The sequence below is a fragment of the Streptococcus sp. Marseille-Q6504 genome, from assembly GCF_965111625.1.
Genome location: NZ_CBCOON010000002.1, coordinates 173,290 through 188,338 on the forward strand (window position 1 = coordinate 173,290; position 15,049 = coordinate 188,338).

The 15,049-nt window shown below is 39.6% G+C and carries 11 protein-coding genes and 1 pseudogene; 9 read left to right on the forward strand and 3 right to left on the reverse strand.

What is annotated here, in order from left to right; all coding sequences use genetic code 11:
* Nucleotides 1-71: 71 nt before the first annotated feature.
* From ACWPUA_RS02985 to ACWPUA_RS03010, 6 genes are all read left to right on the forward strand, one after another.
* Nucleotides 72-1,772 carry an acetolactate synthase large subunit gene (locus ACWPUA_RS02985; RefSeq protein WP_454379013.1) on the forward strand — a complete coding sequence of 567 codons (1,701 nt, stop codon included), beginning with the start codon at nt 72-74 and terminating at the stop codon, nt 1,770-1,772.
* Nucleotides 1,765-2,241 carry an acetolactate synthase small subunit gene (ilvN, locus tag ACWPUA_RS02990; RefSeq protein ID WP_004251957.1) on the forward strand — a complete coding sequence of 159 codons (477 nt, stop codon included), beginning with the start codon at nt 1,765-1,767 and terminating at the stop codon, nt 2,239-2,241. Before ACWPUA_RS02985 ends, ilvN begins: the two co-directional genes overlap by 8 nt.
* Before the next feature lie 65 nt (nt 2,242-2,306).
* Complete coding sequence (gene ilvC / locus ACWPUA_RS02995; protein ID WP_454379015.1) at nt 2,307-3,329, forward strand: ketol-acid reductoisomerase; 1,023 nt, start codon at nt 2,307-2,309, stop codon at nt 3,327-3,329.
* 80 nt (nt 3,330-3,409) lie between these two features.
* Nucleotides 3,410-4,660, forward strand: a complete 1,251-nt coding sequence (gene ilvA, locus ACWPUA_RS03000) for a threonine ammonia-lyase IlvA (RefSeq protein WP_414314225.1) — start codon at nt 3,410-3,412, stop codon at nt 4,658-4,660.
* 82 nt (nt 4,661-4,742) lie between these two features.
* The gene (locus ACWPUA_RS03005; RefSeq protein WP_004251962.1) at nt 4,743-5,639 is read left to right on the forward strand and encodes an SPFH domain-containing protein; all 897 of its coding nucleotides are present in this window, start codon (nt 4,743-4,745) and stop codon (nt 5,637-5,639) included.
* Between the two features lie 105 nt (nt 5,640-5,744).
* Nucleotides 5,745-5,960: a capsule biosynthesis transcriptional regulator gene (locus ACWPUA_RS03010; RefSeq protein WP_004251963.1), complete on the forward strand. Its 216-nt coding sequence runs from the start codon at nt 5,745-5,747 to the stop codon at nt 5,958-5,960.
* An 84-nt stretch (nt 5,961-6,044) separates the two neighbouring features.
* On the opposite strand, the gene ACWPUA_RS03015 is transcribed toward ACWPUA_RS03010, so the two are convergent.
* Together ACWPUA_RS03015 and ACWPUA_RS03020 are read right to left on the reverse strand one after the other, a co-directional pair.
* Entirely contained in the window at nt 6,045-6,785 is a 741-nt protein-coding gene (locus ACWPUA_RS03015; protein ID WP_004251965.1) for an amino acid ABC transporter ATP-binding protein, read from the reverse strand.
* Entirely contained in the window at nt 6,785-8,350 is a 1,566-nt protein-coding gene (locus ACWPUA_RS03020; protein ID WP_454379018.1) for an ABC transporter substrate-binding protein/permease, read from the reverse strand. The genes ACWPUA_RS03015 and ACWPUA_RS03020 overlap by 1 nt, the downstream gene beginning before the upstream one ends.
* Before the next feature lie 130 nt (nt 8,351-8,480).
* On the opposite strand from ACWPUA_RS03020, the pseudogene ACWPUA_RS03025 reads away from it, so the two are divergent.
* Nucleotides 8,481-10,377 (forward strand): annotated as a pseudogene (locus ACWPUA_RS03025) (DUF2207 family protein).
* A 62-nt stretch (nt 10,378-10,439) separates the two neighbouring features.
* Nucleotides 10,440-11,285, forward strand: coding sequence for an undecaprenyl-diphosphate phosphatase (locus ACWPUA_RS03030; RefSeq protein ID WP_454379020.1), 846 nt, complete (start codon nt 10,440-10,442; stop codon nt 11,283-11,285).
* A gap of 34 nt (nt 11,286-11,319) precedes the next feature.
* Here ACWPUA_RS03030 and dinB read toward each other — a convergent pair whose 3' ends face one another.
* Nucleotides 11,320-12,381: a DNA polymerase IV gene (gene dinB / locus ACWPUA_RS03035; RefSeq protein ID WP_454379022.1), complete on the reverse strand. Its 1,062-nt coding sequence runs from the start codon at nt 12,379-12,381 to the stop codon at nt 11,320-11,322.
* 238 nt (nt 12,382-12,619) lie between these two features.
* Here dinB and pflB point away from each other — a divergent pair, with 238 nt between their 5' ends.
* A complete protein-coding gene (gene pflB / locus ACWPUA_RS03040; RefSeq protein ID WP_454379314.1) occupies nt 12,620-14,935 on the forward strand; it encodes a formate C-acetyltransferase in 2,316 nt (771 codons plus the stop codon).
* The last annotated feature ends 114 nt before the right edge of the window (nt 14,936-15,049 follow it).

Here is a 15,049-nt window from a genome sequence, read left to right on the forward strand (position 1 = left end):
TTGTCTTGAAAATTTTTGAAAAAATGGTATTATAGAAACAAGTCATTTTATTGAGAAGAGAAAGGGGAACGATGGAGAAAATCATTTTAGACTCACCAAAGTCAGGTTCAGAACTCGTTTTGGAAACGCTCCGTGACCTAGGAATCGATACGATTTTTGGTTATCCAGGCGGGGCGGTATTGCCTTTATATGATGCTATTTATAATTTTAAAGGTATTCGCCATATTCTAGGTCGACATGAACAAGGTTGTCTTCATGAAGCAGAAGGTTATGCTAAGTCAACAGGGAAACTTGGTGTCGCAGTCGTCACAAGTGGACCAGGAGCTACCAATGCCATTACTGGTATTGCAGATGCTATGAGTGACAGTGTTCCCCTTTTGGTCTTCACGGGTCAGGTGGCAAGAGCGGGAATCGGTAAGGATGCTTTCCAAGAAGCAGATATTGTTGGTATTACCATGCCAATTACCAAGTACAACTACCAGGTTCGAGAGACGGCGGATATTCCACGTGTGATTACAGAGGCTGTGCACATTGCGACTACCGGTCGCCCAGGGCCAGTTGTTATTGACTTGCCAAAAGATGTTTCTGCTCTTGAAACGGACTTTGTCTATTCTTCAAAGATAGATCTACCAAGTTATCAACCAACTCTAGAGCCTAATGAGATGCAAATCAAGAAGATTTTGAAGCAACTCTCTAAGGCTAAGAAGCCAGTTTTGTTAGCTGGTGGTGGGATTAGCTATGCAGAAGCTGCTGCGGAGTTAAATGAATTTGCAGAGCGTTATCAAATTCCTGTTGTGACCAGTCTTTTGGGACAGGGAACAATCGCAACCAGTCATCCGCTATTTTTGGGAATGGGTGGGATGCATGGTTCCTTTGCGGCTAATATTGCGATGACAGAAGCTGATTTTATGATTTCGATTGGTTGTCGTTTTGATGACCGTTTGACTGGTAATCCTAAGACATTTGCGAAGAATGCCAAAGTTGCGCATATTGATATCGATCCAGCAGAGATTGGTAAGATTATCGCTGTTGATATCCCAGTTGTTGGTGATGCGAAAAAGGCCTTGCAGCAGTTGCTAGCGGAGCCAATCGTTCGTAACAATACTGAAAAATGGATTGAAAAAGTTACCAAAGATAAGAATCGTGTTCGTTCTTATGATAAGAAGGAACGTGTCGTCCAACCACAAGCAGTTATTGAACGTATAGGCGAATTGACTAAGGGTGATGCCATTGTCGTAACTGACGTCGGACAACACCAAATGTGGACTGCTCAATACTATCCATACCAAAACGAGCGTCAACTCGTAACTTCAGGTGGACTAGGAACCATGGGATTCGGAGTTCCTGCAGCCATTGGAGCAAAAATTGCTAATCCAGATAAGGAGGTCGTGCTCTTTGTCGGTGATGGTGGTTTCCAAATGACCAATCAGGAATTGGCAATCTTGAACATCTACAAGATTCCAATCAAGGTCATCATGCTTAATAACCATTCACTTGGGATGGTTCGTCAATGGCAAGAAGCTTTCTATGATGGACGAACATCTGAGTCAGTCTTTGATAGCCTTCCTGATTTCCAATTAATGGCTCAAGCATACGGGATTAAGAATTATAAATTTGATAATCCTGAAACCTTAGAGAAGGATTTGGAAGTCATCTTGGAAGATGTACCAATGTTTATCGAGGTAGATATTTCTCGTAAAGAGCATGTTTTACCAATGGTACCAGCTGGTAAGAGTAATCATGAGATGTTGGGGGTGAAGTTTAATGCGTAGAATGTTAACAGCCAAACTTCAAAACCGGTCAGGAGTTCTCAATCGTTTTACCGGTGTTTTGTCTAGACGCCAAGTCAATATTGAGAGTATCTCGGTAGGGGCGACAGAAAATCCTAATGTGTCTAGAATTACCATTATCATTGATGTTGCATCTCACGATGAAGTGGAGCAAATCATCAAACAACTCAACCGTCAGGTCGACGTTATTCGTGTCCGTGATATCACAGATAAACCGCATCTCGAGCGTGAAGTGATTCTGATCAAGGTCTCAGCGCCTGCGGAGAAGCGAGCAGAAATTTTAGCTATTATCCAGCCTTTCCGTGCAACTGTTGTTGATGTGGCTCCGAGCTCCATTACTGTTCAGATGACTGGGAATGCGGAAAAGAGTGAAGCTTTGATTCGGGTTATTCGACCATACGGTATCAAGAATATCGCTCGGACGGGAGCAACTGGATTTACCCGCGATTAAAAATCCAACCTAAATTTGTTAATCTAGCCTATCAGGCAATAAATAATAGAAAAGAGAGAAAAACTATGGCAGTTCAAATGGAATACGAAAAAGATGTAAAAGTAGCAGCACTTGATGGTAAAAAAATCGCTGTTATCGGTTATGGTTCACAAGGTCATGCTCACGCTCAAAACTTGCGTGATTCAGGTCACGATGTGATCATCGGTGTTCGTCCAGGTAAATCTTTTGATAAGGCAAAAGAAGATGGTTTTGGTACTTATACAGTAGCAGAAGCAACTAAATTGGCTGATGTTATCATGATTTTGGCACCAGACGAAATCCAACAAGAATTGTACGAAGCAGAAATTGCTCCAAACCTGGAAGCTGGGAATGCAGTTGGATTTGCGCATGGTTTTAACATCCACTTCGAATTCATCAAAGTTCCTGCAGATGTTGATGTCTTCATGTGTGCGCCTAAAGGGCCAGGACACTTGGTACGTCGTACTTACGAAGAAGGCTTTGGTGTTCCAGCGCTTTACGCTGTCTACCAAGATGCAACAGGAAATGCTAAAAACATCGCTATGGACTGGTGTAAAGGTGTTGGTGCAGCGCGTGTAGGTCTTCTTGAAACAACTTACAAAGAAGAAACTGAAGAAGATTTGTTTGGTGAACAAGCCGTTCTTTGTGGTGGTTTGACTGCCCTTATTGAAGCTGGTTTTGAAGTCTTGACTGAAGCTGGATATGCTCCAGAATTAGCTTACTTTGAAGTGCTTCACGAAATGAAACTCATCGTTGACTTGATTTACGAGGGTGGATTCAAGAAAATGCGTCAATCAATTTCTAACACAGCTGAATACGGTGACTACGTTTCAGGTCCACGTGTCATCACTGAACAAGTGAAAGAAAACATGAAAGCAGTTCTTGCTGACATCCAAAATGGTACATTTGCTAACGACTTTGTCAACGACTACAAAGCTGGTCGTCCAAAATTGACTGCTTACCGTGAACAAGCAGCTAACCTTGAAATTGAAAAGGTTGGTGCTGAATTGCGTAAAGCAATGCCATTCGTTGGTAAAAACGACGATGACGCATTCAAAATCTACAACTAATTTTTGAGAATAAAAATAGAAGGCGAGTTGGGGGGTACCTAACCCGCTTTTTATCTTGAAAAAGAATCAAGGAGAAGATTATGCTTAGTGCAAAAGATGTGGTGAAGGCCCACAAGGTTCTGAGTGGTGTCGTAGCCAATACACCACTTGACTACGATCATTATTTATCAGAAAAATACGGAGCTAAAATTTATCTCAAAAAAGAAAATGCTCAACGAGTCCGCTCTTTTAAAATTCGTGGAGCTTATTATGCTATCTCACAATTGACTAAGGAAGAACGTGAACGTGGAGTAGTGTGCGCATCAGCGGGCAATCACGCTCAAGGTGTTGCCTACACTTGTAACGAGATGAAGATTCCTGCAACAATCTTTATGCCCATTACAACACCTCAACAGAAAATTGGGCAGGTTCGTTTCTTTGGTGGAGATTTTGTAACTATCAAATTGGTAGGAGATACCTTTGATGCCTCGGCCAAGGCAGCTCAAGACTATACAGTTGCTGAAAATCGTACGTTTATTGATCCTTTTGATGATCCCTATGTTCAAGCTGGTCAAGGAACAGTAGCTTATGAAATTTTAGAAGAAGCGCGAAAAGAATCCATTGATTTTGATACTGTCTTGGTGCCTGTAGGAGGTGGAGGACTCATTGCAGGAGTTTCTACTTATATAAAGGAAACGAATCCGGATATTGAAGTTCTAGGTGTAGAAGCCAACGGAGCTCGTTCCATGAAGGCGGCCTTTGAGGCTGGAGGTCCGGTTAAACTTAAAGAAATTGATAAGTTTGCAGACGGGATTGCTGTGCAGAAGGTTGGACAATTGACCTATGAAGCAACCCGTAAAAATGTTGAAACGCTTATCGGAGTGGATGAAGGTTTAATCTCTGAGACCTTAATAGATCTTTACTCTAAACAGGGGATTGTAGCTGAGCCTGCAGGTGCTGCTAGTGTGGCGGCCTTGGAAGTACTGTCAGATTATATTAAAGGGAAGACTATTTGTTGTATCATCTCTGGAGGAAATAACGATATCAACCGTATGCCAGAGATGGAAGAGCGTGCCTTGATTTACGATGGCATCAAGCATTACTTTGTGGTAAACTTCCCACAACGTCCAGGTGCACTTCGCGAGTTTGTAAATGATATTTTAGGACCGAATGACGACATCACACGTTTTGAGTATATTAAACGTGCCAGCAAAGGAACAGGACCAGTCTTAATCGGTATTGCTCTTGCTAACAAGCATGATTATGCGGGCTTGATTCACCGAATGGAGAAATTTGATCCGTCTTATATTAACTTGAATGGGAATGAAACTCTATATAATATGCTTGTTTAATATCCTATAAAATTTTTATCATATCATTTGCCTAACCTATATACGAGTGCTATAATGTAAGTGAAGAAAGGGGGAGATTCCCATGGTTTTACAAGTTTTACTTGTTCTAGTGATTCTAATGCTTATTGTAGGAGCTATGTTAGTGAGCTCTGTTTATGTCGTTCGTCAACAGTCTGTTGCAATTATCGAACGATTTGGTAAGTATCAAAAGTTAAGTAATAGTGGTATTCATCTACGGGCACCATTTGGCATTGACAAAATTGCAGCTCGTGTGCAGCTACGCCTTTTACAAAGTGAGATCGTGGTTGAAACCAAAACCCAAGATAACGTTTTTGTGACTATGAATGTCGCAACTCAGTATCGTGTAAATGAGTTAAACGTTACAGACGCTTACTATAAATTGATGAGACCTGAAGCTCAAATCAAATCTTATATTGAAGATGCATTGCGCTCATCTGTTCCTAAGTTAACTTTGGATGAATTGTTTGAGAAAAAAGATGAAATTGCATTAGAAGTTCAAAAGCAAGTAGCGGAAGAAATGTCAACGTATGGGTATATTATCGTTAAGACGCTCATTACCAAAGTTGAGCCGGATGCAGAAGTCAAACAATCAATGAACGAAATTAATGCTGCCCAACGTAAGAGAGTGGCAGCTCAAGAATTGGCTGAAGCAGATAAAATTAAGATCGTTACAGCGGCAGAAGCTGAGGCAGAAAAAGATCGCCTCCATGGTGTGGGGATCGCAGAGCAGCGGAAAGCAATTGTTGATGGACTTGCTGATTCTATTAAAGAGTTAAAAGGAGCCAATGTCGAATTAACTGAAGAACAAATTATGTCAATCCTATTAACCAATCAGTATTTGGATACATTGAATAATTTTGCAGATAAACAAGGAAATAATACAATATTCTTGCCAGCAAATCCTAATGGAGTTGAAGATATTCGAACCCATATATTATCAGCTTTGAAAGCTAAATAATTATAATCTTAACGCAATAACTTTATTAATATATGTGTTTCAATTGACAAATACTATAAAAACATATAGAATGAAATTGCGTAAAGAAAAAAATAGGAGAATAACATGGCTAAGTCTAACTTTGAAAAAGTAGAAGCAGTTGTTAGCTGGGTTCGTGATAAGAAGATCACAGGGTATCGTATTTCTAAGGAAACGAATGCGCGTGAGATGTCTATCATTGCTTTGGCTCAAGGACGTGCAAAAGTTAAAAACATTTCCTTTGAAACAGCCCTCGGCTTAATTGATTTCTACAATAAAAATCATGAAAAATTTGAAGATTAGTCTTTGGATATAGGCAGGTTCGAAAAGAATCTGCCTTTTCATTTTTTGGAATATAAAAAAAGACTGCAATGGCAGTCTTTTCTCTTATCGAAGATAGCGTTGTAAAAATTCTCTTGTACGTTCTTCTTTGGGATTAGTAAATAGATCTTCTGGTTTGCCTTCTTCTGCAATGACACCCTTATCCATAAAGATGACACGGTGTGATACATCGCGAGCAAATTCCATTTCGTGGGTTACGACGATCATGGTCAAGCCTTCTTGAGCTAAATCTTGCATGATTTTGAGAACTTCACCGACCATTTCAGGGTCAAGGGCTGATGTAGGCTCATCAAAGAGAATGGCATCAGGATTCATGGAAAGTGCACGAGCAATAGCAACACGCTGCTTTTGCCCACCAGAAAGTTGTTTAGGTTTGGCTTGCCAGTAACGTTCTCCCATGCCGACTTTTTCAAGGTTTTCTTTAGCAACTTTCTCTGCTTCTGAGCGATCACGTTTGAGTACAGTTGTTTGGGCAACGATTGTATTTTCAAGCACGTTTAGATTTTCAAAAAGGTTGAAGGACTGGAAGACCATTCCTAGTTTTTCTCGATAGTGAGTGAGGTTATATCCTTTTTCGAGGACATTTTCACCGTGATAAAGGATTTTACCTTCAGTTGGTGTTTCAAGTAAGTTGATTGAACGTAGGAAGGTTGATTTACCACTACCGGAACTTCCAATGATAGAAATAACTTCTCCTTTATGGATAGTAAGGGAAATATCTTTTAGGACCTCGTTTTGTCCATAGGATTTTTTGAGGTGTTTGATTTCAAGAATGGGTTGATTCATTATTTCAAATCCTCCGTTTGCATTTGGTTAGCACCTGTAGTGTAGGTATCCATATCCATCCGTTTTTCGATATAGCGTAGGATACGTGTTACTGTAAAGGTGAGGACAAAGTAGATAACTGCGATAATAGTAAAGGTTTGGAAGTACTGGTAAGTCTGTGTTGCTACTGTATTTCCTGAGAAGTAAAGCTCCACAACCGAGATAACATTCAATACAGAAGTATCCTTGATGTTGATGACGAACTCATTACCAGTAGCAGGTAGGATGTTTCGAACTACCTGAGGTAGAACAATCTTACGCATGGTTTGATTATGAGTCATACCAAGTGCAGTAGCTGCTTCAAATTGTCCTTTGTCAACAGCTAGGATACCACCACGAACGATTTCGGTCATGTAGGCACCGGTATTGATAGAAACGATAAAGATAGCAGCGAGAGTACGGTCTAGGTTGATTCCGAAAGCCTGAGCAGTTCCATAGTAGATAACCATAGATTGTACAATCATAGGAGTTCCACGGAAAATTTCGATATAGATATTGAGAATCCAACCAACTATATTTTGAATGACATAGATAAATTGATTTTCAAATTGAGGCGCAGTACGGAAAACACCGATAGCAAGACCAATAACGAGACCTACGATAGTACCGATAATTGAAATTAAAAGTGTGATTCCAGCACCACGCAAGAGTTGTTGCCAGTTTTCAGTTAGAATTTTAGCAACTTGGCTAAAGAAATTACTGCTGTTTTCTTCAGTAGTTGTAGCTTCTACAGGTTGCTCTTTAATCATACGATCCATTAGGGCAACTTGCTCATCTTTAGAGATGGTTTCAATGCTAGCATTGATTTGGCTGATACGTTCGTCATCCTTACGAAGACCGATAGCGATAGAGGTATCCTCTTCTCCAGTTTTGAAACCAGGTTCAGGCTGAATCATTTTGAACTTTGCATTTGCTGACTCAGCAGTTAGTGCTTCTGGTCGTTCAGAAACATAGGCGTCAATGACACCAGCTTCAAGAGCTTGACGCATTTGAGCGAAATCACCCATGGCAGTTTCTTTTTTAGCGCCTGGAATTTGAGAAATCAAGTCGTAAAGGTAAACCCCTTGTTGAGAAGTGATTTTTGCATCTTTAAAATCATCTAGTGTTTTAGCATTTGCATAAGCTGAATCCTTTTTGACTAAAAGTACTGGTTCGCTGGTATAGTAACTGCTTGAGAAGGCAATTTCTTGCTTACGTTCAGCGGTTGGACTCATACCTGCAATAATCATATCGATCTTGCCAGAGGTCAGAGCTGGAACAAGTCCTTCCCATTTTGTTTTTACAATGAGTGGTTCTTTACCCAGATCTTTAGCGATTTTTTTTGCAATTTGAACATCGTAACCGTTAGCATATTGGTTTGTTCCATCAATCTTGACAGCGCCATTACTGTCGTCATCTTGAGTCCAGTTAAATGGTGCGTAAGCTGCCTCCATTCCGATACGTAAATATTCATCGGCTTGGACCTGGCTAACTAGTCCTAGAGTAAGGGCTAAGCTAGCAAGGATAGATAAGCATAATTTTTTCATGTTTTCTCCTATTTCTAGTCTAAAAATGGCTCCCTCTATTGTATCTAAAAATGGTAAGATTTTCAATACAAGTAAACCTTAACTTCTAAAAAATGATATAATAGTGAAAAAATATGAAAGGGAATGTAAAATGAAAAAGAGATGGCTTCTTGCTCTGGTATTTACCTGTTTGCTATTTGTGCCTCGTCTAGTTTTTGCAGTAGACTTCGATATTCTATCCTATAAAGGTGATTTGAATATTCATGCAGATAATACAGCAGTTTTCAAAGAAACAATCACCTACCACTTTAATGATGATTTTAATGGTCAATTGATTGGACTCGGAAAAGCAGGGAAAATGCCGAAGGGATTTGAAATTGATGACGAACCAACTGTCTTAGTATCTAAAAATGGCCAAATTGTTCAAGACGTCCTCTCATATACTAAGGAAGAAGAGGATGGCTACAAGGTCACCATTTTTAATCCGGGAAACGCAGGAGATACTGTTCGTGTGACTGTTACTTGGCAACTTAAAAACCTTCTTTTCTTATATCAGGATATTGCTGAGCTGAATTGGCAACCATTGACAGATAGTTCAGGGGATATCAAAGATCTGGAATTTCGAGTAACTTCAGATAGTCCGGCAGAGAAACTCTTTTTCCATACTGGTGAACTCCTCAATGAGGGAAAGGTTGAAAAAGTAAATGATATCTACTGGGTGAAGATGAAGAATCTTCCTAAAAAACGTCAAGTTGAACTACATGCCTATTGGCCGAGAGAAGCTTTCTCGAGTGCTCCAAGTCAAGGGTTGAATGAAGATGATTTAAGTAACTTCAAAAGAGTTGAGATAGAAATAAAAGCCGATAAAGTGCACGCCAAGGTCATGATAAAATGGATTTTTCCAATCTTCTTTATGGCTCTCTTACTAGTAACGTTCTACTATTATAGAGAATTTCGTCAGCATACGACTCTTAAAAAGGTATATCCAAAGAATCATCGTCTCTACGAACCCCCAATGGACCTACCTCCAATGGTTTTGGCAGAAGCAATCTATTCAACATCCTTAGAGGAAGTTAGCCCTCTAAATAAGCAGAAGTTTGGTAAATTCACCTTTGAACAACTAATCCAAGCAACCTTGTTAGATTTAGTCGATCGAGGGCATTTATCCATTTTTCAAGGTGAAGAAGAGCCTTGGATCAAATTTAACAGTGAAAAAGGTTTGTCTAATTTTGAGAAGGAGTGCCTGCGGATGACTCTTTCTACAAATAAAGAATTGGCTCTTTCAGACCTTTTCCCTGAATATCAAGTTTCTTCTGGATTGTTCCATGGAGCTAAGGAAGCTGATGAGAAGCATATTCGAGAATTCGGCATGCACCTCAAGCGTTCCTTTGAGAGACGACTTGAACGCATGCAAAGTTGTGTTCGAGACAAGGTGAAAATTTTACGAATTCCAAGTTATTATCGACCTTTAACGGAAAAAGAAAATAATCTTGTGAAAAAAAATGAAAGTCTGTTCGGCTGTAACAGGTGTTATCGGACTTATCATTTTCTACTATAGTTTTCGAACACATGGCTATTTCTCGCTTCCTTTACTTTCCTTAGGTTTAATTGGTTTACTAGCGAGTGGTTTGATTCATTTAGTAACTCGAGGACCTTCTCGTGATGGAGTCTTAAATGAAGAAGGGGCAGAAGTTGTTTATCTCTGGACCAGTTTTGAAAATATGTTGCGTGACATTGCACGACTGGATCAGGCTGAATTGGAAAGTATTGTTGTTTGGAATCGTCTATTAGTGTATGCAACTTTGTTTGGATATGCTGACAAGGTTAGCCATTTGATGAAGGTTCACCAGATCAAAGTTGAAAATCCAGATATCAATCTCTATGTAGCCTATGGCTGGCATAGCATGTTTTACCATTCAACAGCGCAAATGAGCCATTATGCCAGTGTCGCAAATACAGCAAGTACCTTTTCTGTATCATCCGGAAGCGGTAGCTCTGGTGGTGGTTTCTCAGGCGGTGGCGGTGGTGGAAGTGTTGGTGCTTTCTAAAGAAAACTAAACACATCCTTTAAAAGTATGATATAATGGAGGATAGAAAAAAGGAGTAATCTATGTATTTTTTTGAAATTTTAAAAGCTATCTTTTTTGGAATTGTTGAAGGAATCACGGAGTGGCTGCCGATTTCAAGTACTGGCCACTTGATTTTAGCAGAAGAATTTATCCAGTTTAAAGATCAAAATGAAACTTTTATGTCTATGTTTAATGTCGTCATTCAACTGGGTGCAATCTTAGCCGTTATGGTTATCTACTTTAACAAGCTTAATCCCTTCAAACCAGGTAAGGATAAAGTTCAAGTTCGTAGAACCTGGCAATTATGGTCCAAAGTATTTGTGGCTACACTTCCTTTATTAGCCGTTTTTAAATTTGATGATTGGTTTGAAACCCATTTCTATAATAAAGTTTCAGTAGCCATCATGTTGATTGTTTATGGGGTTGCCTTCATCTATCTTGAAAAACGTAATAAAGCGCAAGCGATTGAGCCAACAGTCACTGATTTAGATAAATTACCTTATAAAACAGCATTGTATATCGGTCTTTTCCAAGTCTTGGCCCTTCTACCAGGGACTAGCCGTTCCGGAGCAACTATCGTAGGTGGTTTGTTAAATGGAACTAGTCGTTCAGTGGTAACAGAATTTACCTTCTATCTAGGAATTCCAGTTATGTTTGGAGCCAGCGCTTTGAAGATTTTTAAATTTATCAAAGCGGGAGAAGTCTTGAGTTTTGGTCAATTCTTCTTGCTCTTGGTAGCAATGGTAGTGGCTTTTGCAGTCAGCATGGTTGCCATTTGTTTCTTGACTAGCTATGTCAAAAAACACGACTTTACAGTGTTTGGTAAATACCGTATTGTCCTTGGTAGTGTGTTACTACTTTATAGCTTTGTTCAATTATTTGTATAAGAAAAAACCTTGAGGGTAGATTCCTTCAAGGTTTTTAAAATCCTGTCACAGTGACTCCTAATAAACGGACGCCCTTGTCTTTATCACTCAGTGTTTCATAGAGTTGGATAATGCTTTGAGCAATTTCTTCAGAGTCTTGTGTTTGTTGATCCAGTGTTTTTCGTTTTGTCAAAGTAGAAAAGTCAGCATAGCGGATTTTCAAAATGACGATCTTACCACTTTTTTCATATTTTTGAAGACTAAGAGCAACTTTTTCCGAAAGGAGAGTTAGCTCTTTTTTAATATCTTCATCTAGACTTAGAATCTTACTGTAAGTTTTTTCTTTACCAATAGACTTACGGATACGATTGGATTTGACGGGAGAATTATCAATGCCACGAGCTTTGCGATACAGATCAAAACCGAGTCTTCCGAAACGATCAATGAGAGTGATTTCAGAAACCTCTAAAAGGTCAGTACCCGTATATACACCCATTTGATGGAGTTTTTCAACTGTTTTCTTTCCCACACCGTGGAACTTAGCGATATCCATTTGTTTGAGAAAATCTTCAGCTTCATCAGGAAGAATGACTGTCAAACCATGAGGCTTTTGATAGTCACTTGCCATTTTAGCTAAAAACTTATTATAAGATACACCGGCAGAAGCGGTCAGATGGAGTTCTTGCCAAATATCCTGCTGAATTAAGCGAGCAATCTTGACAGCAGACTTGATACCGAGCTTATTTTCAGTCACATCTAGATAGGCTTCGTCGATACTCATAGGTTCAATCCTATCCGTATAACGTTTAAAAATAGCTCGAATCTGTTGACCAACAGCAGTATATTTTTCGTAGTTTCCGGAAATGAAAACGGCTTGTGGACAACGTTCATAGGCCTCTTTGGAACTCATAGCTGAGTGGATGCCAAAGGTTCTCGCTTCATAACTACAAGTCGAAACAACTCCGCGACCTCCTGTTTTTCTTGGGTCGCTACCAATAACAACGGGTTTCCCTTTTAGTTTGGGATTGTCTCGAATTTCTACCGCAGCAAAAAAGGCATCCATGTCAATATGGATGATTTTACGAGATAAATCATTCATCAGTGGAAATATGAGCATGTAATGACCTTTCTTTGATAGAATTACTAGCTATATTATAACCTTTTTCAGAAAAAATAGAAAATAAGTAAATCTTTTTCAAAACTATAATACAGTTATCGCGAAAACAACAACTGTATTATAAAAGAAAGTGCCTAAAAAGTGTTATTTCACTTGTTGAAATCGTTTACTGTATGGTATACTTAACTCATGAATGTAACAGATGACTGTTACTAGAAAGAAAAATGAGGACATTAACATGGTTGTTAAGACAGTTGTTGAAGCACAAGACATTTTTGACAAAGCCTGGGAAGGCTTTAAAGGTGTTGACTGGAAAGAAAAAGCAAGTGTATCACGCTTTGTACAAGCTAACTACACACCTTATGATGGAGATGAAAGCTTCCTTGCAGGACCAACAGAACGTTCACTTCACATCAAAAAAATCGTAGAAGAAACTAAGGCTCACTACGAAGAAACTCGTTTCCCTATGGACACTCGTCCAACTTCTATTGCTGATATTCCTGCAGGATTCATCGACAAAGAAAATGAATTGATTTATGGTATCCAAAACGACGAACTCTTCAAATTGAACTTCATGCCAAAAGGTGGTATCCGTATGGCTGAAACTACTTTGAAAGAAAATGGATACGAACCAGATCCAGCTGTTCACGAAATTTTCACTAAATACGTAACAACTGTTAACGACGGTATCTTCCGTGCTTACACTTCAAACATTCGTCGCGCTCGTCACGCTCACACTGTAACTGGTCTTCCAGATGCATATTCACGTGGACGTATCATCGGTGTTTACGCACGTCTTGCTCTTTACGGTGCAGACTACTTGATGCAAGAAAAAGTAAACGATTGGAACTCAATTGAAGAAATCGATGAAGAAACAATCCGTCTTCGCGAAGAAATCAACCTTCAATACCAAGCATTGCAACAAGTTGTTCGCTTGGGTGACCTATACGGAGTTGATGTTCGCAAACCAGCGATGAACGTTAAAGAAGCTATTCAATGGGTAAACATTGCCTTCATGGCTGTCTGCCGTGTTATTAACGGTGCAGCTACATCTCTAGGACGTGTGCCAATCGTATTGGATATCTACGCAGAACGTGACCTTGCTCGTGGTACATTTACTGAATCAGAAATCCAAGAATTTGTTGATGATTTCGTTATGAAACTTCGTACAGTTAAATTTGCTCGTACAAAAGCTTACGACCAATTGTACTCAGGTGACCCAACCTTCATTACAACATCTATGGCTGGTATGGGTAACGACGGTCGTCACCGTGTTACTAAGATGGACTACCGTTTCTTGAACACTCTTGACAACATCGGTAACTCTCCAGAACCAAACTTGACAGTTCTTTGGACTGACAAATTGCCATACAACTTCCGTCGCTACTGTATGCACATGAGCCACAAACACTCTTCAATCCAATACGAAGGTGTTACAACAATGGCTAAAGATGGATACGGTGAAATGAGCTGTATCTCATGTTGTGTGTCTCCACTTGACCCAGAAAACGAAGAACAACGTCACAACATCCAGTACTTCGGTGCTCGCGTTAACGTTCTTAAAGCTCTTCTTACTGGTTTGAACGGTGGTTACGACGATGTTCATAAAGACTACAAAGTATTTGATATCGAACCAATCCGTGACGAAGTTCTTGAATTCGAATCAGTTAAAGCTAACTTTGAAAAATCTCTTGACTGGTTGACTGACACTTACGTAGATGCTTTGAACATCATCCACTACATGACTGACAAGTACAACTACGAAGCTGTTCAAATGGCCTTCTTGCCAACTAAACAACGTGCTAACATGGGATTCGGTATCTGTGGTTTCGCAAACACTGTTGATACATTGTCAGCTATCAAGTACGCTACAGTTAAACCAATCCGTGACGAAAATGGCTACATTTACGATTACGAAACAATTGGTGAATACCCACGTTGGGGTGAAGATGACCCACGTTCAAACGAATTGGCAGAATGGTTGATCGAAGCTTACACAACTCGTCTACGTAGCCACAAACTTTACAAAGACGCAGAAGCTACTGTATCACTTTTGACAATCACATCTAACGTTGCTTACTCTAAACAAACTGGTAACTCTCCAGTCCACAAAGGTGTATACCTCAACGAAGATGGTTCTGTGAACTTGTCTAAACTTGAATTCTTCTCACCAGGTGCTAACCCATCTAACAAAGCTAAAGGTGGATGGTTGCAAAACTTGAACTCACTTGCTAGCCTTGACTTTGGTTATGCAGCTGATGGTATCTCATTGACAACTCAAGTTTCACCACGTGCTCTTGGTAAAACTCGTGACGAACAAGTTGATAACTTGGTAACAATCCTTGATGGTTACTTCGAAAACGGTGGACAACACGTTAACTTGAACGTTATGGACTTGAACGATGTTTACGAAAAGATCATGTCAGGTGAAGACGTAATCGTACGTATCTCTGGATACTGTGTAAACACTAAATACCTCACTCCAGAACAAAAAACTGAATTAACACAACGTGTCTTCCACGAAGTTCTTTCAATGGATGATGCATTGAGCTAAGATTTATAAATAGTAAATCAAAAACCAGTCACTCTGACTGGTTTTTTGTTATAAAAAAATATTTTAAAAAAGTTGGTCAAAATTGGTCAAATCTATTGACTAAAACTGACCAAA

Bases quoted from the DNA above. Each gene is read 5' to 3' on its own strand.
- ilvC (WP_454379015.1), top strand. From the start codon at position 2,307: ATGGCAGTTCAAATGGAATACGAAAAAGATGTAAAAGTAGCAGCACTT.
- ACWPUA_RS03030 (WP_454379020.1), top strand. From the start codon at position 10,440: ATGTATTTTTTTGAAATTTTAAAAGCTATCTTTTTTGGAATTGTTGAA.
- ACWPUA_RS03005 (WP_004251962.1), top strand. From the start codon at position 4,743: ATGGTTTTACAAGTTTTACTTGTTCTAGTGATTCTAATGCTTATTGTA.
- dinB (WP_454379022.1), bottom strand. From the start codon at position 12,381: ATGCTCATATTTCCACTGATGAATGATTTATCTCGTAAAATCATCCAT.
- ilvN (WP_004251957.1), top strand. From the start codon at position 1,765: ATGCGTAGAATGTTAACAGCCAAACTTCAAAACCGGTCAGGAGTTCTC.
- ACWPUA_RS02985 (WP_454379013.1), top strand. From the start codon at position 72: ATGGAGAAAATCATTTTAGACTCACCAAAGTCAGGTTCAGAACTCGTT.
- ACWPUA_RS03020 (WP_454379018.1), bottom strand. From the start codon at position 8,350: ATGAAAAAATTATGCTTATCTATCCTTGCTAGCTTAGCCCTTACTCTA.
- ilvA (WP_414314225.1), top strand. From the start codon at position 3,410: ATGCTTAGTGCAAAAGATGTGGTGAAGGCCCACAAGGTTCTGAGTGGT.
- ACWPUA_RS03015 (WP_004251965.1), bottom strand. From the start codon at position 6,785: ATGAATCAACCCATTCTTGAAATCAAACACCTCAAAAAATCCTATGGA.
- ACWPUA_RS03010 (WP_004251963.1), top strand. From the start codon at position 5,745: ATGGCTAAGTCTAACTTTGAAAAAGTAGAAGCAGTTGTTAGCTGGGTT.
- pflB (WP_454379314.1), top strand. From the start codon at position 12,620: ATGGTTGTTAAGACAGTTGTTGAAGCACAAGACATTTTTGACAAAGCC.